Raw genomic sequence first — 22587 nt, 5'->3', positions numbered from 1 at the left:
CTGCCAGGCGCGCGGGCAGAGGGAAATCCCGGGTTGCGGCTTGCGCCTGACCCGGGCTACCGCGGCTGCTGAGGTGGCTACCCGACCGGGGTAGCGTAGGCCCGGTAAGGCGTAGCCGCCACCGGGCAACAACGCGACGCCAGAAGCCGGCGTCGACAGGTCGTGCTACGGTGCCGGGTAGGTATAAACCTGATGCACCGCTTCAATCTCCGCTAATACCTCTTCGCTCAGCTCAAGCTGTAAACTTTCCACGTTGGCCTGCAGCTGCGCCATGGTCGTCGCCCCCAGCAGGGTGCTGGCGACAAACGGCTGCCGACGCACAAAGGCCAGCGCCATTTGCGCCGGATCGAGGCCGTGGCGTTTGGCGATATCCACGTACGCCGCCACCGCTTTCTGCGCCTGCTCGCTGCTGTAGCGCGTAAAGCGGCTGAACAGCGTATTGCGCGCCCCCGCCGGCTTCGCGCCGTTGAGGTACTTCCCGGTCAGGGTGCCGAAAGCCAGGCAGGAGTAGGCCAGCAGCTCCACGCCTTCGAACTGACTCACTTCCGCCAGGCCGACTTCAAAACTGCGGTTCAGCAGGCTGTAGGGGTTCTGAATGGTCACGATCCGCGGCAGGTCGTGCTTATCCGCCAGGTGCAGATAACGCATCACGCCGAAGGCGGTTTCGTTCGACACGCCAATGTAGCGGATCTTGCCGGCGCGCTGGAACTCGGTCAGCGCCTCGAGGGTATCCAGCAGGGTCACCGCGGGGGCGGCGTCGGCCCAGGTGTAGCCCAGCTTGCCAAAGCAGTTGGTGGGGCGCTGCGGCCAGTGTACCTGGTACAGGTCGAGATAATCAGTCTGCAGACGCTTCAGACTGGCGTGCAATGCCTCGCGGATATTTTTCCGGTCCAGGACGTGGTTTGGTCGAATACTGCTGTCGTTATTACGCGCGGGCCCGCTGACCTTCGAGGCGAGCACCAGCTTTTCACGATTGCCGCGTTTCGCCAGCCAGTTGCCGACGTAGGTTTCGGTCAGCCCCTGAGTTTCCGGGCGCGGCGGGACAGGGTACATTTCAGCGACATCGATCAGATTGATGCCGTTGGCGACCGCATAGTCGAGCTGCTGATGGGCATCGGCCTCGCTGTTCTGCTCGCCAAAGGTCATGGTTCCCAGCCCGAGGGTGCTGATTTCAAGTGAACTGTGTGGGATACGGTGATACTGCATAGCCAGCTTCCTTTTTATTTATAAGGTCAGGCATTCCCCGACAAAGGAGTATCAACATGGCAGAGGGTGAGAAAAAGAGGAAGTAAAAAAATCAAAAAAGCCGGGTGACGAGGAGGAGCGGTGGGTGAAACCCGCGGTGTCCTGGTGTGTCCCGACTCTTCTCAGAAGACTGGTTGTCGGTAAGCGCAGCGTCAACAGAGGCTGGGGCCGACGGGGAAAAATTAACGCTTAATGATTTGTGAAACGTCGTCACGATTGATCTGCATTTTATTACCCTGCTGATCTTCGTAGCTGATAAGACCGGTATCGTCATCCACGGTGGGTTTACCGTCGGTCAGGATCATTCGCCCGTCTTTGGTCGCCATGACGTAATCGCTGCTGCAACCGGAAACCGAGAACGCCAGTCCTACGGCGGAAATCAATACTGCCCATTTTTTCATCGTCATCACCTCTTGAGTAGCTGCACCCCATACCTGTCTATTAATAGCCTGATTTGTGAAACATAAAAAGCAGTAAAGTCTGAAAAAGGGTTGCAGCCTGTGACCAGGCTGCAATTTTGTGGTTTACAGCGGGTTTTTCTTATTGCGCAGCAGGTTAAGGCTCTCCACCGCAATAGAGAAGAACATCGCGAAGTAGATGTATCCCTTCGGCACATGGACGTCGAAACTTTCCAGCATCAGGGTAAAGCCGACGAGGATCAGAAACGACAGCGCCAGCATTTTTACCGACGGATGACGGTCAACAAAATCGCCGATAGGTCGCGCGGCGAACATCATGACCCCCACCGCAATCACAACCGCCGCCATCATAATAAACAGATGATCCGACAGGCCGACGGCGGTGATCACCGAGTCGAGGCTAAAGATGATGTCCAGCAGCATGATCTGCACGATGGCGCCGAGGAAGGAGTGAACGTTAGTTTTCAGCCCCTCCTCTTCGCCTTCGATAGATTCATGGATCTCTTTACTGGCTTTCCAGATAAGAAACAGTCCGCCAAACAGCAAGATCAGATCGCGAAACGAAATCTCCTGACCGAGGACGGTAAAGAGCGGGTTGGTCAGCTTAACGACCCAGGCGATAGAGGCCAGCAGCGCCAGGCGCATGACCATCGCCCCCATTAAACCGATCCGTCGCGCGTGGGCGCGCTGGGCGGTGGGGAGCTTGGCCACAACCAGAGAGAGAAAAATAATATTATCGATCCCGAGCACGATCTCCAGCAGCGTCAAGGTGCCCAGCGCCAGCCAGGCGTTAGGATCGGTTATCCATGCAAATAACATTGTTCAAAGTCCTGCAAAATAGAAAGCAGCAATTATATGCAAGCCCCAACGCAGAACAAAAAATTAATCGTGTTGTAACAAGAAATGGCGGGCGAGCAGGGCGGCGGTAAAATTCTTTTTCAGGTAGAAGCCGCGCGGCAGCGTGAGAATCGTCTCCCCGCGGGCGCCGATGGCTTCGGTCAACGCCTTGCTGTTGGCCGCTTTCGGTCTTAGCTGCAGCACCTCGCCGTGGCGGGCGGTAATGCGCTCCACCTCACCGAGGACAATAAGATCCATCAGCTCTTCCCAGTCCATGCGCAGCTGGCGCTCCTCTTCTTCGTCCGGACTCCACAGCAGCGGTGCGCCGACGCGCCGCGCCGCCAGAGGAATGGCGCGCTCTCCCTCCACAGGGATCCACAGGACTCGCTGCAGCTTATGCCGCACATGGCTGCTCTCCCAGGTGACGCCGCTATTGCCAGTTAACGGGGCGACGCAGACAAAAGTCGTCTCCAGCGGACGGCCCCGGCTGTCGATAGGGATCGTTTTGAGCTCCACCCCCAGCGCGGCGAAATCCTGCTCGGGTTTACTGCCCGCGCTGGCCCCCAGCCACAGCTCCAGCAGGATGCCCGTCCAGCCTTTATCACGTTTCAGATCGCGGGGGATGGGGATCCCGGCCAGCGCCGCCAGCTCACCCAGCGTATAGCCGGCCAGCTGGCGGGCCTGGGCCAACAGCTGTTCCTGACTTTGCGGCGGAGAGGAGAGCGGAGCGATAGCGGGCATAGGGTGATACCTTTGGTTAAAAAATGAGCGCTAATTTTGCGCGTTGTGGATAGAGTTTATCGTTTTCTGAGTAACTATACCAATCCCATGATTTATATGATTTTTTAAGGGCATTACATGGCAGGTGAAAACCATGAAAACAGGTTTTCCAGAACTGGTCACTGACAATAAACAGGATCTTACACCATGTTATCCACAGAAAAGTGGGATAACTGGGGAAAAGCCCCACTACTGGTTCGATTTACAGCCTTGACGTGCGACGAAAATCGAATTTTTAGAGAAAATATGCCCGCGACCTGCGCGTAATCTGTGGATAAAATCGACATTGCTCGATCTTTCATCAGTCGGCGGATCGCATGTGTGATGATCGTCACGTTATGCTGTAATAAGTGAAAGGAATATATTCTAACTTAATGAATATGCTATCATTATTATAAGGTGCTAGCAGTGCGACGTTCAGATTACTCCGGGTTTTCCCGGGTTAATTCCGTACTTCTTCACAACTCTATCCACAGAAAAAGTGAATAAAATCGGACGTCGGGCGCTTTCGCTGTTTATAACTCTGGCAATTACTGTGAGTTATTCAAATGTTATCCGTTCTCAGTGTGCGAACAGAGTGGTTTACCGTTTCCGACGAGTGTGAAACAATCATTCACATTGAAGCTTATCTTGAGGTAGTCCGGTGATTGATGACGATGGCTACCGCCCAAATGTCGGTATTGTAATCTGTAATCGTCAGGGCCAGGTCATGTGGGCCCGACGCTATGGTCAGCACTCGTGGCAGTTCCCGCAAGGGGGCATAAATCCAGGAGAATCCGCAGAGCAGGCGATGTATCGGGAATTGTTTGAAGAGGTCGGGTTAAGCCGTAAAGATGTGCGGATCCTTGCCTCAACCCGTAACTGGCTGCGTTACAAGTTGCCTAAACGTTTGGTGCGTTGGGACACAAAGCCGGTTTGTATCGGCCAGAAACAAAAGTGGTTTCTTTTGCAGTTGATCGGTAACGACGCGGACATCAATATGCAAACCAGCAGCACACCTGAATTTGATGGCTGGCGCTGGGTGAGTTACTGGTACCCGGTGCGTCAGGTGGTGTCGTTCAAACGCGACGTCTACCGCCGGGTGATGAAAGAGTTCGCCAGCGTCACTATGTCGCTGGCGGAGAGCGCACCTAAGCCGCAAAGCGCGCCTGCTTATCGACGTAAAAGAGGTTAAGCCACGCACATTATGCTCACTCGGTTGCGAGAAATAGTCGAGAAGGTCGCGAGTGCGCCGCGTTTAAACGAGGCGCTGGATATTCTGGTGACGGATGTCTGCCAGGCGATGGAGACGGAAGTCTGCTCGGTTTACCTGGCTGACAATGATCGACGCTGCTATTACCTGATGGCTACCCGCGGGTTAAAAAAACCTCGCGGGCGCACCGTTGCGCTGGCGTTCGATGAAGGCCTGGTGGGGCTGGTTGGCCGCCTGGCGGAGCCCATCAACCTCGCCGATGCGCAAAAACACCCCAGCTTCAAGTATATTCCCGCCGTCAAAGAGGACCGCTTCCGCGCCTTCCTTGGCGTGCCGATCATCCAGCGCCGCCAGCTGTTGGGCGTGCTGGTGGTCCAGCAGCGTGAGCTGCGCCAGTTTGATGAAAGCGAAGAGTCTTTCCTCGTCACTCTCGCCACCCAGATGGCGGCGATCCTCTCCCAGTCCCAACTGAACGCCCTGTTCGGTCAGTATCGTCAGACGCGCATTCGCGCTCTGCCGGCCTCTTCCGGGGTGGCGATCGCCGAGGGCTGGATGGACGTCAGCCTGCCGCTGATGGAGCAGGTGTATGAAGCCTCGACGCTGGACACTGCCTCGGAACGTGAACGCCTGACCGGCGCGCTGGAAGAAGCGGCCAACGAGTTTCGTCGCTACAGCAAACGCTACGCCGCCGGCGCGCAAAAAGAGACGGCGGCGATCTTCGATCTCTACTCGCACCTGCTCTCCGACGCCCGCCTGCGTCGCGAGCTCTTTGCCGAAGTCGACAAAGGCGCCGTCGCCGAGTGGGCGGTCAAAAAGATCATCGAGAAGTTCGCCGAACAGTTTGCCGCGCTGAGCGACGGCTATCTGAAAGAGCGGGCCGGCGACCTGCGCACGCTGGGTCAGCGTCTGCTGTTCCATCTCGACGACAGTATTCAGGGACCTAACACCTGGCCGGCGCGCATTATCCTCGTGGCGGACGAGCTGTCGGCCACCACCCTCGCCGAGGTGCCGCAGGATCGTCTGGCCGGCGTGGTGGTGCGCGATGGCGCTGCCAACTCCCATGCCGCCATTATGGTGCGGGCCCTTGGCATCCCAACGGTGATGGGCGCCGATATTCAGCCCTCGCTGCTGCATGGCCATACGCTGATTGTCGATGGCTATCGCGGCGAGCTGCTGGTGGATCCTGAACCTGTTCTGTTGCAGGAATATCAGCGGCTTATCAGCGAAGAGAACGAGCTCAGCCGCCTGGCGGAGGACGATCTCCAGCGCGCATCGGAGCTGAAAAGCGGCGAACGGGTGAAAGTCATGCTCAACGCCGGCTTAAGCCCGGAGCACGAAGAGAAGCTCGGCAGCTTTGTTGACGGTATTGGTCTGTACCGTACCGAAATTCCTTTTATGCTGCAGAGCGGCTTCCCCTCAGAAGAGGAGCAGGTCGCCCAGTATCAGGGCATGCTGCAGATGTTTAACAGCAAACCGGTGACCCTGCGTACTCTGGACATCGGCGCGGATAAACAGCTGCCGTACATGCCGATCAGTGAAGAGAACCCGTGCCTTGGCTGGCGCGGGATCCGCATTACCCTCGATCAGCCGGAGATCTTTTTGATCCAGGTGCGAGCGATGCTGCGCGCCAACGCCGCCACCGGCAACCTCAGCATTTTGCTGCCGATGGTGACCAGTCTGGAAGAGGTCGATGAGGCCCGTCGGCTGATCGACCGCGCCAGTCGGGAAGTGGAAGAGATGATCGGCTACGCCATCCCGCGTCCGCGTCTGGGGGTGATGCTGGAGGTGCCGTCGATGGTCTTTATGCTGCCGCAGCTGGCCAGCCGGATCGATTTTATCTCGGTAGGCACGAACGACCTGACCCAGTACCTGCTGGCCGTTGACCGTAACAATACCCGGGTCGCCAGCATGTATGACAGCCTGCATCCTGCGGTATTGCGGGCGCTGGCGATGATCGCCCATGACGCGGAGCGCTTTGGCATCGATCTGCGACTGTGCGGCGAGATGGCAGGCGACCCGATGTGCGTGACGATCCTCATCGGTCTCGGTTATCGCCATCTGTCGATGAACGGCCGCTCGGTGGCGAGGGTGAAATATCTGCTGCGCCGCATCGATATCGAAGAGGCGCAGGAGCTGTCGCGTCGCAGCCTCGAAGCCCAGATGACCGCCGAGGTGCGCCATCAGGTGGCGGCCTTTATGGAGCGGCGCGGTCTCGGCGGCCTGATCCGCGGCGGGCGGTAGCGGTAGCCCGGGTGAGGCGTAAGCCGTAACCCGGGAATCCTCTGTTCGCACCCTCCGGCAAAATAGGATACCACCGGGAAAACGGCATTCTGTTAGCATCCGTATACATATCTTTTACACGCCGGCGCGGATCGCACACCTGGCTTATGCTATGATTCGCCTCCTTCGGCGTGCCCGTTTTAATCGGGCATGGATCATCACCGCTGTCCACTTCCGGCGGAATAACAAGTCTTTATGGTGACAGATGAATAGTGGCTACCTGCATTTTCCGGAGTTCGATCCGGTCATTTTTTCTCTAGGCCCGGTCTCCCTCCACTGGTACGGTTTAATGTACCTGGTGGGCTTTGTCTTTGCGATGTGGCTGGCCACCCGTCGGGCGAATCGTCCGGGCAGCGGCTGGACGAAAAATGAAGTGGAAAACCTGCTTTACGCGGGATTCCTCGGCGTCTTCCTGGGCGGCCGTATCGGCTACGTGCTGTTCTACAACCTGCCGGTCTTTCTTGCCGATCCGTTGTATCTGTTCCGCGTCTGGGACGGCGGCATGTCGTTCCACGGCGGCCTGATCGGCGTGATCCTGGTGATGATTATCTTCGCCAGACGCACCAAACGGACCTTCTTCCAGGTCTCCGATTTTATCGCGCCGCTGATCCCGTTTGGCCTTGGCGCCGGGCGTCTGGGCAACTTTATCAACGGCGAGCTGTGGGGCCGCGTGGACCCGAGCTTCCACTACACGATGATTTTCCCGGGCTCCCGTGCTGAAGACCTGGCGCTGCTGCCGACCCACCCGGAATGGCAATCGCTGTTTGATACCTATGGCGCGCTGCCGCGCCACGCGTCGCAGCTGTACGAGCTGGCGCTGGAAGGCGTGGTGCTGTTCCTGATCCTGAACCTGTTTATCCGTAAACCGCGCCCGACCGGTTCCGTTTCCGGCCTGTTCCTGATTGGCTACGGCCTGTTCCGCATTATCGTGGAATTCTTCCGCCAGCCCGACGCCCAGTTCACCGGCGGCTGGGTGCAGTACATCAGCATGGGGCAGATTCTTTCGATCCCGATGGTGCTTGCGGGTATCATCATGATGGTTTGGGCTTACCGCCACCGTCCGCAGCAACTGAATTCTTGAGGAACCATGAAACAGTATCTTGATTTGATGCAGAAAGTGCTCGCCGAGGGCACGCCAAAAAATGACCGCACCGGCACTGGCACGATCTCTATTTTCGGCCATCAGATGCGTTTTAACCTGCAGGAAGGCTTCCCGCTGGTGACCACCAAGCGCTGTCATTTACGCTCCATCATCCATGAACTGCTGTGGTTCCTGCAGGGTGACACCAACATCGCCTATCTGCACGACAACAACGTCACCATCTGGGACGAGTGGGCAGATGAAAATGGCGACCTGGGGCCGGTTTACGGCAAACAGTGGCGCTCCTGGCCTGCGCCGGACGGTCGTCATATCGACCAGATCAGCACGGTGATGGACCAGCTGAAAAACGACCCGGACTCCCGCCGGATCATCGTTTCGGCGTGGAACGTCGGCGAGCTGGATAAGATGGCCCTGGCGCCGTGCCACGCCTTCTTCCAGTTCTATGTCGCCGACGGCAAGCTCTCCTGCCAGCTGTATCAGCGCTCCTGCGACGTCTTCCTCGGCCTGCCGTTCAACATCGCCAGCTACGCGCTACTGGTGCATATGGTGGCGCAGCAGTGCGATCTGCAGGTCGGCGATTTCGTCTGGACCGGTGGCGATACCCATCTGTACAGCAACCATCTCGAGCAGACTCATCTGCAGCTGAGCCGCAAACCGCGTCCGCTGCCGAAGCTGGTCATCAAACGCAAGCCCGCGTCGATCTTCGACTACCGCTTTGAAGACTTCGAGATTGAAGGTTACGATCCGCACCCGGGAATCAAAGCGCCAGTGGCGATTTAACCCCCTCTGCAGATATGACCAACCGGCGTCCGATGACGCCGGTTTTTTTATGCCGTTTTCACCACCTGAATGAGTGGCAGCCCTCGTCGCCATTAGGATAGGAACGCTTCACCCCGCCCCCTGGCCACAGGCGGTTGTGGGCGGGAATGTTGGAAAGAGGCTCGCAAAAAAATGTTCTGCTGTTGATCATACAAACCTTTTTTGCGTGTCTGGCCGGGAAAGCTATTTTCCGTCGTCGCGCCAGGGCTAACCGCCGCGGCATACTCTGCGCCATGAACAGAGAACATGGCTATACCCTGATGGAAACCCTGGTGACGCTGACGTTAATGATGATCCTCAGCGTCGGCGGCCTGTACGGCTGGCAGCGCTGGCAGCAGCAGCAACGACTGTGGCAAACCGCCGTCCAGGTGCGGGATTTCCTGGTCTTCCTGCGCGATGACGCCAACGCCTACAACCGGGACCGCGTGCTTCGCGTCGGCCAGGATGAAGAGGGCTGGTGCCTGAGTGCGCAGGGGGAGGCGCCGGCGTGCGCCTCCGCGTCGACCTTAACGCTGCGCCCGCGCTGGCCGGGGATCTCGCTGGCAGGCGTCACGCCTGGCCTGGGATTCTACGGCCTGCGCAGCACCGCCTGGGCGGGGAATCTGCGGCTGCAGAGCGAGGCCGGCAGCTGGAGCATTGTGATTTCACACTGGGGGCGGATTCGTTTATGCCGCAGCGACAGCGCGGGAGGGTGCCAGTGAGCCGCCGCGGGTTTTCCCTTGCGGAGGCGCTTATCGCCATGGCGATAGGCTCGCTGCTGCTGATTGGCGCCTGCCGCTTTCTACCCGCCCTGCAGCGCCATATTCTGCGCCAGGGCGAACAGCTGGCCCTGGAGAACGAACTGTGGCAGCGGGTGCATGCCGTGGGTAAACATCTGCAGCGCGCCGGATACTGCCGGGGAGCGTGCGGCGGAGCCGGACTGGAGCTTGCCGCCGACGGCGAGTGCCTGATTGTGCGCTGGGACGCGAACAGCAATGGGACATGGGAAACCTCCCCTGCGGCAGCGGCGGAGAGCACCGGCTTTCGCCTGCGCGACGGCGCGCTGGAGACTTTGCGCGGAGCCAGCGACTGCCGCGGCAGCGGATGGGAGAAAATCACCAATCCGGCCGCTATCGTGGTGACGCGCTTTGCGGCGCAGCGTCTGCTGACCGAGGGCTTCGCGCCGGAGCTGATCGTGACGCTGGCGGCGCGCTCTGCCCGGCAGGCGGGTCTGGCGGCCGAGGTGGAGCAGCGGGTGACGGGGTATAACCTGTGATCCGCCAGCGTGGAATGTCGTCGCTGCTGATGGTGCTCCTGTTGCTGACTCTCGGTAGCCTGCTGCTTGAGGGGCTTAACCTGCAGCAGCGGGCGCTGCTGGCGCAAACCGCCAGCGAAACGCAGGCGATCCGCGATACGGCTGTGGCCCATTCGGCGCTACAGTGGGGAAAACAGCAGGCCTGGTCGGCACAGGCGCCGCTGGCCTGCCGCGAGCTGGCGCAGCAGGGCTGGCGCGCCTGTCTGCGCATCTTCGACGACGGTTCGCTGCTGCTCAGCAGCGCCAGCGGCGAGGTGCAGGTCTGGCAGTCCGGCGAGGTGCGCGGCGGGCAGGTGCGTTTCTCCGCCCATGGCTGGAGCGATTTTTGCCCGCTCAGGGAGGTGAGCTTATGTCAAATGCCATGAAGCGCCAGCGGGGTTTTAGCCTGCCGGAGACCGTGCTGGCGATGGCGCTGATGGTGCTGACGGTCGCCGCGCTGGGCGGCTATCAGCGCGGAATGGCGCAAGGGGTCCACCAGCTGAACCAGACGCGTCAGCTATGGCGCGACGCCTGGCGCTATAGCCAGCTCTCCGCGCCGCCTCCGCCGGCAGGCGAGCAGGTAAGCCGTATGCAGACATCGACGCAAAGATGTGTCAGCATCACGGTAACGATCAGTATGCCCGTTGCAAAGCGGGCGCAGATGACCCGGCTGCATTGCCCGGTCAGCCAGTAGTCAGGAGCAATTATGTTAAGGGTATACCACTCAAACCGGCTGGATGTTCTCGAGGCGTTGATGGAGTTTATCGTCGAGCGCCAGCGGCTGGATGACCCTTTTCAGGCTGAAATGGTGCTGGTGCAGAGTACCGGTATGGCGCAGTGGCTGCAGATGACCCTGGCCTCGCGCTTCGGAATTGCCGCCAACATCGAGTTTCCGCTGCCGGCGAGCTTTATCTGGGATATGTTCGTGCGCGTCCTGAAAGATATCCCTGGCGAAAGCGCCTTCAGCAAGCAGAGCATGAGCTGGAAGCTGATGACTCTCCTGCCGCAGCACCTGGAAGAAGACGATTTTATCCTGCTGCGCCAGTATCTGAGCGATGACGGCGACAAACGCAAGCTGTTTCAGCTGGCCGCCCGGGTAGCGGACCTCTATGACCAGTATCTGGTCTATCGCCCGGAATGGCTGATGCGCTGGGAGGCCGACCAGCGGGTTGACGGCCTCGGCGACGCCCAGCAGTGGCAGGCGCCGCTGTGGAAAGCGCTGGTGCGCTATACCGCCGAGCTCGGTCAGCCGCAGTGGCACCGCGCCAATCTCTATCAGCGCTTTATCAGCGCCCTGGAAAAGGCGGATGAACCGCCCGCCGGGCTGCCGTCGCGCGTCTTTATTTGTGGAATTTCCGCGCTGCCGCCGGTCTACCTGCAGGCGCTGCAGGCGCTGGGTAAGCATGTCGATGTCTATGTGCTGTTCACCAACCCCTGCCGCTACTACTGGGGAGATATTAAAGATCCGGCGTTTCTGGCGAAGCTACTGTCGCGTCAGCGACGCCATCACCGCGAGGCGCGCGCGCTGCCCCTGTTCCGCGACGCCGGGCAGGCGCCAGGGCTGTTTAATGACGCCGGGGAGCAGGATGTCGGCAACCCGCTGCTCGCCTCCTGGGGCAAGCTGGGACGCGACTATATCTACCTGCTGGCGGGGCTGGAGCGCTATGAGGAGCTGGACGCCTTTGTCGATATCGTTCCTGATAACCTGTTGCATAACCTGCAGTCGGATATCCTCGAACTGCGCAACGCGGCGGTGGCCGGGCAGAGCGCAGAGGCGTTCGCTCACAGTCGCGACAAACGTCCGCTGGCGCAGGATGACCGCAGCCTGAGCATTCACGTCTGCCACAGTCCGCAGCGTGAGGTGGAGGTTCTGCACGATCGGCTGCTGGCGATGCTGGAGGCGGATCCGACGCTCACGCCGCGGGATATCATCGTCATGGTGGCGGATATCGATAGCTACAGCCCCTATATACAGGCGGTGTTTGGCGCCGCCAGCGGCGACCGCTGGCTGCCGTGGGCGATCTCCGACCGCCGCGCCCGGGAGTCGCACCCTGTGCTGCAGGCGTTTATCACGCTGCTCTCGCTGCCCGACAGCCGCTTCGCCAGCGAAGATGTGCTGGCGCTGCTGGACGTGCCGGTGCTGGCGGCGCGCTTTAACATCAACGAAGAGGGGCTGCGCTACCTGCGCCAGTGGGTCAACGAGTCCGGGGTCCGCTGGGGAATGGATGACGACAACGTCCGTGAGCTTGACCTGCCGGCGACCGGCCAGCACACCTGGCGGTTCGGCCTTACCCGCATGCTGCTGGGCTACGCGATGGACAGCCGGGAGGGCGAATGGCAGTCGGTGCTGCCCTATGACGAATCCAGTGGTTTGATCGCCGAACTGGTGGGTAACCTCGCATCGCTGCTGATGCAGCTTAACCTGTGGCGACGCGGTCTCGCCCAGCAGCGGCCGCTGGCGGAGTGGCTGCCGGTCTGTCGTGATCTGCTGAATGACTTTTTCCTGCCGGACAGCGAGACCGAAGCGGCGTTGGCGCTGATTGAGCAGCAGTGGCTGGCGGTGATTGATAGCGGTCTGGAGGCGCAGTATGGCGACCAGGTGCCGTTGACGCTGTTGCGCGATGAGCTGGCCCAGCGCCTCGATCAACAACGGATCAGCCAGCGCTTTCTCGCCGGCCCGGTCAACATCTGCACCCTGATGCCGATGCGCTCTATTCCTTTCAAAGTGGTTTGCCTGCTGGGGATGAACGATGGGGTTTATCCGCGAACGCTGCCGCCGCTGGGCTTTGATTTAATGAGCCAGAAGCCGCAGCGCGGCGACCGCAGCCGGCGCGACGATGACCGCTACCTGTTCCTTGAGGCGCTGATGTCCGCCGAACAGACGCTGTATATCAGCTACATCGGCCGTTCTATCCAGGACAACAGCGAGCGCTTTCCCTCGGTGCTGGTGCAGGAGCTGGTGGATTACATCGGCCAGAGCCACTGTCTCGCCGGCGACGAGGAGCTTGATTGCGACACCAGCGAGGCGCGGGTTAAAGCCCACATCACTCACCTGCATACCCGCATGCCGTTCGACATCGCCAATTTCCAGGAGGACGAGAACAAGAGCTACGCCCGGGAATGGCTGGCTGCCGCCGGCCAGCAGGGTGAGGCGCATAGCGACTTCATTCAACCGCTTACCCCGCCGCCGATAGACAGCCTGCCGTTCGAGCAGCTCCTGCGCTTCTGGCAGCACCCGGTTCGCGCGTTCTTTCAGCAGCGTCTGCGGGTCAATTTCCGTGCGGAAGAGGATGATATTCCCGATGACGAGCCCTTCACCCTGGAAGGGCTGAGCCGTTATCAACTGAACCAGCAACTGCTCAATACCCTTATCGAGGAACAGGACGCCTCGGCCATGTTCCGCCGCTTCCGCGCCGCCGGCGAGCTGCCGTATGGCGCCTTTGGCGAGCTGGTGTGGGAGACGCAGCGTCTGGAAATGCAGGCTCTGGCCGAGCGGGTGAAAGCCGAGCGCCAGCAGGCGCAAAGCATGGAGATCGATCTCCAGTGCGGCGGCGTAAATCTGACCGGCTGGCTGCAGCAGGTGCAGCCGGACGGGCTGCTGCGCTGGCGGCCTTCGCTGCTGAGCGTCTCCCAGGGGATGCAACTTTGGCTGGAACACCTTGTCTACTGTGCCAGCGGCGGCGCCGGCGAGAGCCGGCTGTTTGTGCGTAAAGAGGGAGAGTGGCGTTTTCCGCCGCTGGCGCCCGCCGAGGCGCAGGCGTACCTTAATGAGCTGGTGGATGGCTATTTGCTGGGGATGTCGCAGCCGCTGCTGCTGCTGCCGGAAAGCGGTGGCGCCTGGCTGAAAGCCTGTTATGACGCCGAAAAGGATGTCATCGTAATGGACGAAGAGACGCAGCAGAAAGCGCGGAGCAAATTCCTGCAGACCTACGAAGGTAACATGGTGGTCAGCGGGGAAGGCGCCGATATCTGGTATCAACGCCTGTGGCGTTCGCTGGAGCCGGCGCATTACGAAGAAATCATTGCCCAGACGCAGCGTTATCTGTTACCGCTATATCGTTACCATCAGTCCACACAAATTTAAATAGTATAAAAATTGCGCAGTGAATGGCGGTTCATTTATTATGCGCAACGTATCACGGACTGATGGACATAAAAGGCTGCACGCCGTGCAGCGCAAGTTTGTTAATGATGAGGTTCGTGAATGCCCCGCAGTTTATGGTTCAAGGTTTTTGTAGTGCTGGCCGCCCTCTGGGCGCCGTTGAGTCAAGCCGACAACGGATGGCAGCCTGTTCAGGAGACGATCCGCAAAAGCGAAAAAGATACGCGTCAGTATCAGGCGATCCGTCTTGATAACGACATGGTCGTGCTGCTGGTTTCCGATCCGCAGGCGGTGAAATCGCTGTCGGCGCTGGTGGTGCCGGTGGGATCCCTGCAGGATCCGGCCGATCATCAGGGGCTGGCGCATTTTCTGGAACATATGACGCTGATGGGGTCGCAAAAATATCCCCAGCCTGACAGCCTTGCAGAGTTTCTTAAGCTGCACGGCGGCAGCCATAACGCCAGCACCGCGCCCTACCGCACCGCGTTCTATCTCGAAGTGGAGAATGATGCGCTGGACGGGGCCGTAGACCGGCTGGCCGACGCCATCGCCGCGCCGCTGCTGGATAAAAAATATGCCGACCGCGAACGTAACGCGGTCAACGCCGAGCTGACGATGGCCCGGACGCGAGACGGGATGCGCATGGCCCAGGTCAGCGCAGAAACCATTAACCCGGCTCACCCGGCGGCCCACTTCTCTGGCGGCAACCTCGAGACGCTCAGCGATAAGCCCGGCAACCCGGTTCTTGATGCGCTGCACACCTTCCGCGATAGCTGGTACTCCGCCAACCTGATGAAAGCGGTGATCTACAGCAACAAGCCGTTGCCGGAGCTGGCGCGCATGGCCGCTGACACCTTTGGCCGCGTGCCGAATCGTCACATCAGCAGCCCGGAAATAAGCGTCCCGGTGGTAACCGATGCGCAAAAAGGCATTATTATTCACTATGTGCCGGCGATGCCGCGTAAAGTGCTGCGCGTCGAGTTTCGCATCGACAACAACAGCGATCGTTTCCGCAGCAAAACGGATGAACTGGTCACTTACCTGATCGGCAACCGCAGCCCGGGGACGCTCTCCGACTGGCTGCAAAAGCAGGGACTGGCGGAAGGTATCCGCGCGGATTCTGACCCGGCGGTGAACGGCAACAGCGGCGTGCTGGCGATCTCTGCCACCCTCACCGATAAAGGCCTGGCGCACCGCGGCGAAGTGACGGCGGCCATATTCAGCTACCTCAACCTCCTGCGTACCCAGGGCGTCGACAAACGTTACTTTGACGAGTTGGCGCATGTGTTGGCGCTGGATTTCCGCTATCCGTCGATCAACCGCGACATGGATTACGTGGAATGGCTGGCGGATACCATGATCCGGGTGCCGGTCGAGCATGCGCTGGACGTGGTCAACATTGCCGATCGCTACGACCCGCAGGCGATCAAAGACCGGCTGGCGATGATGACTCCGCAGAACGCGCGCATCTGGTATATCAGCCCGCAGGAACCGCATAACAAGACCGCTTATTTTGTCGATGCGCCGTATCAGGTGGATAAGATCGGCGAGCAGACGTTCGCTGACTGGCAGCAAAAAGCGCAGGCGATCAAGCTGCAGCTGCCGGCGCTCAACCCCTATATTCCGGATGATTTCACCCTCATCAAAAGCGATAAAGCCTGGCCGCACCCTCAGCTGATCCTCGATGAGCCGACCCTGCGGGTGGTTTATGCCCCGAGCCAGTATTTCGCCAGCGAGCCGAAGGCGGATATCTCTCTTGTGCTGCGTAATCCCCAGGCGATGGACAGCGCTCGCCGGCAGGTGATGTTTGCCCTCAACGATTATCTCGCCGGCATCGCCCTCGATCAGCTCAGTAACCAGGCGGCGGTCGGCGGCATTTCGTTCTCCACCGGCGCCAATAACGGGTTAATGGTCAATGCCAACGGCTACACCCAGCACCTGCCGGCGCTGTTCAGCGACCTGCTGCAGGGATACTTCAGCTATACGCCGACCGAGGAGCAGCTGGAGCAGGCCAAATCATGGTATGCGCAAATGATGGACTCCGCTGAGAAGGGCAAAGCCTACGATCAGGCGATAATGCCGATCCAGATGGTCTCCCAGGTACCGTATTTCCAGCGCGAAGTACGCCGGGCGCTGTTGCCTTCCATCACCTTGCAGGAAGTGCTCGACTACCGCGCCAACCTGAAAACCAAGGGGCGCCCTGAACTGATGGTGATCGGCAATATGTCCGCCGATGCCGCCACGACGCTGGCTCGCCAGATCCAGCAGCAGCTGGGCGCTGACGGCAACGAATGGTGCCGCAATAAAGACGTGGTGGTGAACCGGCAGCAGCTGGCGATCTTCAACAAAGCGGGCAACAGCACCGACTCCGCGCTGGCCGCGGTGTTTGCGCCGCCCAACGTGGATGAGTTCAGCAGCACCGCCGCCAGCACCCTGCTGGGACAGATTATTCAGCCGTGGTTCTACAACCAGCTGCGCACCGAAGAGCAGCTCGGCTACGCGGTCTTTGCCTTCCCGATGAACGTGGGGCGCCAGTGGGGTATGGGCTTCCTGCTGCAGAGTAGCGATAAGCAGCCGGCTTTCCTCTGGCAGCGGTTCCAGGCCTTCTTCCCCACCGCGGAGGCGAAGCTGCGGGCGATGAAGCCGGAAGAGTTTGCCCAGCTCCAGCAGGCGGTGATAAGCCAGATGTTGCAGGCGCCGCAGACGCTGGGCGAAGAGGCATCGAAACTGAGCAAAGATTTCGATCGCGGTAATATGCGTTTTGATTCACGTGATAAAGTAGTGGCTCAGATTAAACTGCTGACGCCGCAAAAACTTGCCGATTTCTTCCATCAGACGGTGGTGGATCCGCAGGGCATGACGATACTGTCCCAGATTTCCGGTAGCCAGAATGGCAAAGCGGACTACGCCCAGCCGGCAGGCGGCAAAGTGTGGGAAAACGTCAGCGCATTGCAGCAATCCTTACCCCTGATGCGAGAGAATGAATGACCGACACCGCTGAGTCTTTGGATCCCCTGCGCTTGCCCTTGAGGGGCGAGCGTCTGATAGAAGCCTCTGCGGGCACCGGAAAAACCTTTACCATCGCCGCGCTGTATCTGCGGCTGCTGCTGGGGCTGGGCGGCGAGGCCGCCTATCCCCGCGCCATCAGCGTTGAAGAGCTGCTGGTGGTGACCTTTACCGAGGCGGCGACCGAAGAGCTGCGCGGACGTATCCGCAGCAACATCCATGAACTGCGCATCGCCTGTATGCGCGGTGAATCCGACAACCCGCTCTACAGCGCGCTGCTGGCGGAGATCGCCGATAAAGACGATGCCGCGAAGACCCTGCTGTTGGCCGAACGGCAGATGGACGAGGCGGCGGTGTTCACCATCCACGGTTTTTGCCAGCGGATGCTGAGCCTTAACGCCTTCGAGTCGGGCATGCTGTTCGAGCAGCAGCTGATCGAGGATGAATCCCGCCTGCGCTATCAGGCCTGCGCCGACTTCTGGCGCCGTCACTGTTATCCACTGACACGCGATATCGCGGCGGTGATCCATGACGTCTGGAAAGGGCCGCGCGACCTGCTGAAGTCCCTTGACCGCTGGCTGCAGGGCGAAGCGCCGCAGCTCAAGTCGCCGCCAGCCGCTGACGAGACGCTGGCCGAGCGCCATCAGCAAATCATCGGCCGCATTGACTCGCTCAAGCAGCAGTGGCGCGAGCAGGTGGGGGAGATCGAAGGCGTGCTTGAAGATTCCGGCCTTGACCGGCGGAAGTTCAATCGCGGCAACCAGGGCAAATGGCTTGAGAAAGTGACCGCCTGGGCGCAGGAAGAGACGCTGAGCTATCAGTTGCCCGACGCGCTGGAGAAATTTGCCCAGTCGTTTCTGCTTGAGCGTACCAAAGCCGGTGGCGAACCGCCCGTGCATCCTCTGTTTAGCGCCGTCGAATCGCTGCTGGCCTCGTCGCTGACGCTCACCGATCTGGTGCTGGCGAGAGCGATGGTCGAGATCCGTGATGCGGTCGCGCGCGAAAAGCGCCGCCGCGGCGAGCTGGGGTTTGACGACATGCTCAGCCGGCTTGATGAGGCGCTGCGCGGCGACAGCGGCGAGGCGCTGGCCAGCGCCATTCGCCAGCGTTTTCCGGTGGCGATGATCGATGAGTTTCAGGATACCGACCCCCAGCAGTACCGGATTTTCCGCCGTATCTGGCGCCAGCGTCCGGAGACGGCGCTGCTGCTGATCGGCGATCCGAAGCAGGCCATCTACGCCTTTCGCGGCGCCGATATCTTTACCTATATGAAAGCGCGCGGCGACGTTGCCGCGCACTACACGCTTGACACCAACTGGCGCTCCTCCCCTGGCATGGTGGGCAGCGTCAACCGGCTGTTCAGCCTCAGCGATAACCCCTTCATGTTTCGCGAGATACCGTTCCTGCCGGTGAAGTCGGCGGCGAAGAACCAGGGGCTGCGCTTTACCGTTGACGCGGCGGATGTCCCGGCGATGAACGTCTGGCTGATGCCCGGCGACACCGTTGGCGCCGGCGATTATCAGACGTTTATGGCCCAGCTCTGCGCCACGCAGATCCGCGACTGGCTGAGCGCCGGTCAGCAGGGGCGCGCACGGCTGTGGCGTGGGGAAACTTCGCGCCCGGTGCAGGCTTCGGATATTACCGTGCTGGTGCGCAACCGGCTGGAGGCGGCGCAGGTGCGTGAAGCGCTCCAGACGCTGGGCATCCCCTCGGTCTACCTCTCCAACCGCGACAGCGTTTTTGAGACGCTGGAGGCCCAGGAGCTGCTCTGGCTGTTGCAGGCGGTGTTGTCCCCGGAGCGGGAAAATACCCTGCGCAGCGCGTTGGCGACCTCAATGTTTGGCCTGACCGCGCTGGATATTGAAAACCTCAACCAGGATGAGCAGGCGTGGGACGCGCTGGTGGAGGAGTTCAGCGAATACCGCCAGATCTGGCGTCAGCGCGGGGTGATGCCGATGCTGCGGGCGCTGATGACGGCCCGGCACATCGCCGAGAACCTGCTGGCGACCCGGGGCGGCGAGCGGCGCTTAACCGACATACTGCACATCAGCGAATTGCTGCAGGAGGCGGCCAGCCAGCTGGAAAGCGAGCATGCCCTGGTGCGCTGGCTGACGCAGCATATCGCCGAGCCGGACAGCAACGCCGCCAGCCAGCAGATGCGTCTCGAAAGCGATAAGCACCTCGTGCAAATCGTCACTATTCACAAGTCAAAAGGACTGGAATATCCCCTGGTCTGGCTGCCGTTTATCGCCCGGTTTCGCAAACAGGACCAGGCGTTCTATCACGATCGCGAGACGTTCGCGGCGGTGCTGGATCTGGGCCAGGATGAGGCCAGCCTCGAGCTGGCGGAGGCGGAACGGCTGGCGGAAGATCTGCGCCTGCTGTACGTCGCCCTGACCCGCGCGGTCTGGCACTGCAGCCTTGGCGTGGCGCCCCTCAGCAGTCGAAAGTCCGGCAACAGCGATTTTCATCTGAGCGCCCTCGGGCGGCTGCTGCAGGCGGGCGAAGCCATGGATGCCGCCGGGCTGGCCGCGCGCTTAGCGGACTTCTGCCATGGCGATATTGCATTACAGAGACCTGGCGAGCTGGATCTGACCCCGTGGCAGGCGCCGGCGGCGAGCATTCCTCCGTTGTCGGCGCGCGAGCTGCAGCGCCGCATCGCCGACGACTGGCGGGTGACCAGCTATTCCGGGCTGCAGCAGCATGGTTTCAGCGGCGGACAGGATCTGCTGCCGCGTCTGGATGTCGATGCCGCCGGCGTCGGCGAAGTCGTGGAAGATCCGCAGCTGACCCCCCACCAGTTTCCGCGCGGCGCCGCGCCGGGAACCTTCCTGCACAGTCTGTTTGAGGAGCTGGACTTTACCCAGCCGGTACCGGACGGGTGGATGGCGGAGAAACTACAGCTGAGCGGGTTTGACGCGCAGTGGGCGCCGGTGCTGACCGACTGGCTGGGGGGCGTGCTGCAGACCCGTTTGCCGGGGCCGGATATCGCGCTCAATCGGCTTGCGGCGCGGGATAAACAGGTGGAGATGGCATTTTACCTGCCCATCGCCCAGCTGCTGACGGCGGAGCGCCTTGACGCGCTTATCCGCCAGTACGATCCCCTTTCCGCCGACACGCCGCCGCTGGATTTCCGCCAGGTGCGCGGCATGCTGAAAGGCTTTATCGATCTGGTCTTCCGCCACGAAGGCCGCTATTACCTGCTGGATTACAAATCGAACTGGCTGGGGGAAGATCGCGAGGCCTATACCCGGCCCGCGATGGAGCAGGCGATGCGGGCTCACCGCTACGATCTGCAGTATCAGCTGTACAGCCTGGCGCTCCACCGCTATCTGCGCCACCGGCTGGCCGATTACGACTATGACCGCCACTTCGGCGGCGTGATTTATCTCTTCCTGCGCGGCATGGACGGGCAGGAGGGGGGGCAAGGGATCTTCACCACCCGGCCGGTGCGACCGCTGATTGACGGTCTGGATCAGCTTTTTGCCGGAGAAACTCAGGAGGAGGCCTCATGACTTTCGAACAACTACTGCTGGCGGCGGTGGAGCAGCGTCTGCTGCGGCCGCTGGACGTCCAGTTTGCTCTGATGGTGGCGCAAAACGACCCGCCGGCGGTCAAGCTGGCGGCGGCCTTGCTGAGCCGGGACGCCGGCGAGGGGCACGTATGCCTGCCGCTCTCGCGGCTGAGCGGCGACGAGGCGCTCGGCGGGAAAGCGGGGGAGATCCGCGATCGACTGCTGGACGAAGCCGGCGCGCCGGAAGACTGGCCCGGGCTACTGCTCGCTTCGTCGGCGGTGAGCTGCGGCGATGCCCCGGCGCCGATGATCTTATGCGGCGACCGGCTCTATCTGAACCGGATGTGGCGCAACGAGCTGACCGTCGCCCGCTTCTTCAACGAAGCCAACCGGGTGCTGGAGATGGATGAGGCCCGGCTGGCGTCAACCCTGAACGCTCTGTTCCCTGCCACCGGCGAAACCGACTGGCAAAAAGTGGCCGCGGCGGTGGCGCTGACCCGCCGCATCTCGGTGATCTCCGGCGGTCCCGGGACCGGGAAGACCACCACCGTGGCCAAACTTCTGGCGGCGCTAATCCAGATTGAAGACAGTCCGCGCTGTCGTATTCGCCTGGCGGCGCCGACGGGGAAAGCGGCGGCGCGCCTGACCGAATCGCTGGGCGCGGCGTTGAGAAAACTGCCGCTGACCGACGCGCAGAAAGCGTTGATTCCCACCGAGGCCAGCACGCTGCATCGTCTGCTGGGCGCCCAGCCCGGCAGCCAGCGCATGCGCTATCACGCCGGCAACCCACTGCATCTGGACGTGCTGGTGGTGGATGAAGCCTCGATGATCGACCTGCCGATGATGTCGCGGCTCATCGACGCGCTGCCGGCTCACGGGCGGGTGATTTTTCTCGGCGATCGCGACCAGCTGGCCTCCGTGGAAGCGGGGGCGGTGCTGGGGGATATCTGCGCCTGGGCGAGCTCGGGCTATACCGCCGCGCGGGCGCAGGAGCTGACCCGGCTGACCGGTTCACCGGTACCAGCGGGCGAGGGGGCTATCGCTGGCGCGCTGAGAGATAGCTTGTGCCTGCTGCAAAAGAGCTATCGCTTCGGCAGTCACTCCGGCATTGGGAGCCTGGCGCGGGCGGTGAACGCTGGCGCGCGCGCGGAGGTGAAGGCCACGCTGCGCCAGCCGTTTGACGATATCGCGCTTCATCCCCTCAGCACGACCGAAGAGTACGACGCCATGCTCGGCGCGGCACAGCAGGGCTATGAGCGCTACCTGCAGCTGCGCCACGAGCGGGCGGAACCGCAGGCGATGCTGGCCGCCTTCAGCGAATTTCAGCTGCTGTGCGCGCTGCGTGAAGGGCCGTACGGCGTGAGCGGCATCAATGAGCGGCTGGAGCAGCGGCTCAACCGTCAGCGGGCGATCGCCCTGCCGCGCCACTCCCGCTGGTATGACGGCCGGCCGATTATGATATCGCGCAACGACAGCGCGCTGGGACTGTTTAACGGCGATATCGGGATAGCGCTGGAGCGCAACGGCGATCTTAGGGTGTGGTTCCTGATGCCCGACGGCGCCATCAAGTCGGTGCAGCCGAGCCGCCTGCCGGAGCATGATACCGCCTGGGCAATGACCGTGCATAAATCGCAGGGATCGGAGTTCGACCATGCGGCGTTGATCCTGCCGGCGCGCAGCGTCCCGCTGGTGACGCGCGAACTGGTCTACACCGCGATCACCCGCGCGAAACAGCGGTTGTCGCTCTATGCCGACGAGCAGGTGCTCTCCCAGGCCATTGTGACGCGAACCGAGCGGCGAAGCGGCCTGACGGAGATCTTCGCCGGGCGCGAAGCCCCCTGAGATGCCGCGTTTGGGCGACGGGTAGCGTGACGACGCACCTCGACAGCTGGGCGCATATCGGTGAGCCAGCGAGGTAAAGGGTCTACGCGAAAAGCAGAATTCTACCCGCGAGCCGCAGACAGCGTGCCGGCCAGGCGTAGCAGGGGACAGGCCCGGGGAGCGATAAACGCCTTTTT

At 61.1% G+C, this 22587-nt stretch carries 16 protein-coding genes and 1 pseudogene; 12 read left to right on the top strand and 5 right to left on the bottom strand.

The window, feature by feature from the left end:
- Positions 1 to 165: 165 nt before the first annotated feature.
- From ACOI7Z_RS12190 to ACOI7Z_RS12170, 5 genes and pseudogenes are all read right to left on the bottom strand, one after another.
- Positions 166 to 1206, bottom strand: coding sequence for an NADP(H)-dependent aldo-keto reductase (locus ACOI7Z_RS12190; RefSeq protein ID WP_086075047.1), 1041 nt, complete (start codon positions 1204 to 1206; stop codon positions 166 to 168).
- Positions 1207 to 1427: 221 nt separating this feature from the next.
- On the bottom strand, positions 1428 to 1646 hold the full coding sequence (locus ACOI7Z_RS12185; protein ID WP_002915974.1) for a YgdI/YgdR family lipoprotein: 219 nt from the start codon (positions 1644 to 1646) through the stop codon (positions 1428 to 1430).
- Between the two features lie 123 nt (positions 1647 to 1769).
- Positions 1770 to 2483 carry a TerC family protein gene (locus tag ACOI7Z_RS12180; protein WP_023290903.1) on the bottom strand — a complete coding sequence of 238 codons (714 nt, stop codon included), beginning with the start codon at positions 2481 to 2483 and terminating at the stop codon, positions 1770 to 1772.
- Positions 2484 to 2546: 63 nt separating this feature from the next.
- Positions 2547 to 3242, bottom strand: coding sequence for a DNA mismatch repair endonuclease MutH (mutH, locus tag ACOI7Z_RS12175; protein ID WP_048298206.1), 696 nt, complete (start codon positions 3240 to 3242; stop codon positions 2547 to 2549).
- Positions 3243 to 3330: 88 nt separating this feature from the next.
- Positions 3331 to 3471: pseudogene (locus ACOI7Z_RS12170) on the bottom strand (hypothetical protein); the annotation flags it as partial.
- A 453-nt stretch (positions 3472 to 3924) separates the two neighbouring features.
- On the opposite strand from ACOI7Z_RS12170, the gene rppH reads away from it, so the two are divergent.
- From rppH to recD, 12 genes are all read left to right on the top strand, one after another.
- Positions 3925 to 4455: an RNA pyrophosphohydrolase gene (gene rppH / locus ACOI7Z_RS12165; RefSeq protein WP_004205443.1), complete on the top strand. Its 531-nt coding sequence runs from the start codon at positions 3925 to 3927 to the stop codon at positions 4453 to 4455.
- 12 nt (positions 4456 to 4467) lie between these two features.
- The gene (ptsP, locus tag ACOI7Z_RS12160) at positions 4468 to 6714 is read left to right on the top strand and encodes a phosphoenolpyruvate--protein phosphotransferase (RefSeq protein ID WP_023290901.1); all 2247 of its coding nucleotides are present in this window, start codon (positions 4468 to 4470) and stop codon (positions 6712 to 6714) included.
- A 244-nt stretch (positions 6715 to 6958) separates the two neighbouring features.
- Positions 6959 to 7834: a prolipoprotein diacylglyceryl transferase gene (gene lgt / locus ACOI7Z_RS12155; protein WP_004205445.1), complete on the top strand. Its 876-nt coding sequence runs from the start codon at positions 6959 to 6961 to the stop codon at positions 7832 to 7834.
- A 6-nt stretch (positions 7835 to 7840) separates the two neighbouring features.
- Entirely contained in the window at positions 7841 to 8635 is a 795-nt protein-coding gene (gene thyA, locus ACOI7Z_RS12150) for a thymidylate synthase (protein WP_087849656.1), read from the top strand.
- 188 nt (positions 8636 to 8823) lie between these two features.
- A complete protein-coding gene (locus tag ACOI7Z_RS12145) occupies positions 8824 to 9375 on the top strand; it encodes a prepilin peptidase-dependent protein (protein WP_032453981.1) in 552 nt (183 codons plus the stop codon).
- Positions 9372 to 9929: a prepilin peptidase-dependent protein gene (locus ACOI7Z_RS12140; protein WP_032453975.1), complete on the top strand. Its 558-nt coding sequence runs from the start codon at positions 9372 to 9374 to the stop codon at positions 9927 to 9929. Before ACOI7Z_RS12145 ends, ACOI7Z_RS12140 begins: the two co-directional genes overlap by 4 nt.
- Complete coding sequence (locus ACOI7Z_RS12135) at positions 9926 to 10333, top strand: DUF2509 family protein (protein WP_087849655.1); 408 nt, start codon at positions 9926 to 9928, stop codon at positions 10331 to 10333. Before ACOI7Z_RS12140 ends, ACOI7Z_RS12135 begins: the two co-directional genes overlap by 4 nt.
- On the top strand, positions 10318 to 10641 hold the full coding sequence (locus ACOI7Z_RS12130) for a prepilin-type N-terminal cleavage/methylation domain-containing protein (RefSeq protein ID WP_023290895.1): 324 nt from the start codon (positions 10318 to 10320) through the stop codon (positions 10639 to 10641). The genes ACOI7Z_RS12135 and ACOI7Z_RS12130 overlap by 16 nt, the downstream gene beginning before the upstream one ends.
- Positions 10642 to 10653: 12 nt before the next feature.
- On the top strand, positions 10654 to 14031 hold the full coding sequence (gene recC / locus ACOI7Z_RS12125; protein WP_087849654.1) for an exodeoxyribonuclease V subunit gamma: 3378 nt from the start codon (positions 10654 to 10656) through the stop codon (positions 14029 to 14031).
- Positions 14032 to 14151: 120 nt separating this feature from the next.
- Positions 14152 to 17037: a pitrilysin gene (gene ptrA / locus ACOI7Z_RS12120; RefSeq protein ID WP_087849653.1), complete on the top strand. Its 2886-nt coding sequence runs from the start codon at positions 14152 to 14154 to the stop codon at positions 17035 to 17037.
- Positions 17034 to 20570: an exodeoxyribonuclease V subunit beta gene (recB, locus tag ACOI7Z_RS12115; RefSeq protein WP_087849652.1), complete on the top strand. Its 3537-nt coding sequence runs from the start codon at positions 17034 to 17036 to the stop codon at positions 20568 to 20570. The genes ptrA and recB overlap by 4 nt, the downstream gene beginning before the upstream one ends.
- Positions 20567 to 22411: an exodeoxyribonuclease V subunit alpha gene (gene recD / locus ACOI7Z_RS12110; RefSeq protein WP_087849651.1), complete on the top strand. Its 1845-nt coding sequence runs from the start codon at positions 20567 to 20569 to the stop codon at positions 22409 to 22411. Before recB ends, recD begins: the two co-directional genes overlap by 4 nt.
- The last annotated feature ends 176 nt before the right edge of the window (positions 22412 to 22587 follow it).

The sequence above is a fragment of the Klebsiella sp. C283 genome, from assembly GCF_048822555.1.
GTDB lineage: Bacteria > Pseudomonadota > Gammaproteobacteria > Enterobacterales > Enterobacteriaceae > Klebsiella > Klebsiella quasipneumoniae.
The sequence above is the reverse complement of the archived record's forward strand: the minus strand, read 5'-3'. Positions and strand labels throughout refer to the sequence as shown.